3 protein-coding genes are annotated in these 1,387 nt (G+C 49.7%); all 3 read right to left on the reverse strand.

All coding sequences use genetic code 11. The features are described 5' to 3' along the window. Nucleotides 1-44 precede the first annotated feature (44 nt). Nucleotides 45-299: a hypothetical protein gene (locus KDK18_RS09510; RefSeq protein ID WP_257254666.1), complete on the reverse strand. Its 255-nt coding sequence runs from the start codon at nt 297-299 to the stop codon at nt 45-47. After that, complete coding sequence (locus tag KDK18_RS09515; protein ID WP_257254667.1) at nt 296-1,114, reverse strand: cell envelope integrity protein TolA; 819 nt, start codon at nt 1,112-1,114, stop codon at nt 296-298. Before KDK18_RS09515 ends, KDK18_RS09510 begins: the two co-directional genes overlap by 4 nt. Before the next feature lie 79 nt (nt 1,115-1,193). After that, on the reverse strand, nt 1,194-1,387 hold a 194-nt coding region (locus KDK18_RS09520), incomplete at its 5' end, for a biopolymer transporter ExbD (protein ID WP_257254668.1).

Here is a 1,387-nt window from a genome sequence, read left to right on the forward strand (position 1 = left end):
GCCACAGCATCAGGGTCTCTGGCAGTCTCTGATCTGATTTTATGTTATGTGGCCACCCTGACAGCCTTGTCATTCCCCTGGGTCACTTCGATCGTAAGAATAGCCTGCACACTCTGCATTGACATCAGCAGAACAACGAACAGCCATGAACTCAAAAAAGCTCTACTTCGGAACCATGAAAATATCGCAGTAGAGGTTAATAAATAAACAAGACGATCAATGCCTTCCCTGAAGACAGCCTGTTCACTTTCCAATCTGCCCGACAATCTGGCAGAAAAACATTGCAGTAGTTGCTTCATCTCACCAGATCCTCTGGCCTGAACCTAAAGTTAAAGCGTTTGAAATTATTATCGAACACACGCCGCTCCATCTTTTTCAATTCAGGAAAAGGCGCAGCCCTCTGTATTGCCTGTACGACAGAACGATCATAGGCATCATTACCACTGCCTTCAAGCAGCCTTACTTCCAGCAAATCACCATAAGGAGACAGACTGAGCTGAACCAGCGCTACCATATTATTACGGGCACTGGGTGGACGGTTCCAGTTCCGGGCAATCAGGCTTTGCAGCAGTTCAGAATAGTAAGCCACTTCTCCAGCCTCTTGTTCTGCCTGTTCGGCGGCTGCGGCCTGTGCCTGCTCACGGGCAATTCGTTCCTGCTCGAGCTGCCTGAGCAACTCCTCCTGTTGCTTTTTCTTCTTTTTTTCCTCAGCCAGACGCTGCTGCCGCTCTCGTTCTTTACGAGCTGCTTTTTCCTTTCTTGCTTTCTCTTTGGCTGCCTGCTCTTTTTTCAGCGCCAGCTCTTTCTGTCTTTTGACTTCGGCCTGCCTGCGGGCTTCTTCCCTGCGCTTTTGTTCAGCAAGCCGGGCTTTTTCAGCCGAGTTGTCAACGACGGGGGTTGGTGCTGGCGGTCTGGGCTTTGGCTGAGCAATTTCAACGACGCTGGCTTTGATACTTTTTGGCGGTACGATCCTCAACTCATCATCAGAGGACCAACCCCAGAACAGAAGACTCAGTATCAGAACGTGCAGCAGTACGGAAACCAATCCTGCAAATCCATAACCCTGAAACAGCTTATGACTGAATAAAGCACCGATCAATGGAATCTTCTTCATTACAGTCCTGCGTTCCACAATACCATGATCATGGTTTGTTCTGTCTGACAGTCAAGCCAGGGGGTAACACTTACTGTCATCAGCGCTTCGCCCCTTCATTAAGCGACGCCGGATCTGTAATCAATCCCACATCGTTAACACCCACTGCCTGTAACCTGGCCATCAGCTCAACGACCGAGCCGTAGTCAACCCTGCGATCCCCTTTAATCAACACCCGGGTCTCGGGACTGGCAGAGAGAACCTTACCTACCTTTTCACTGATTTCATCCATGC

Source organism: Endozoicomonas sp. SESOKO3 (assembly GCF_024606255.1).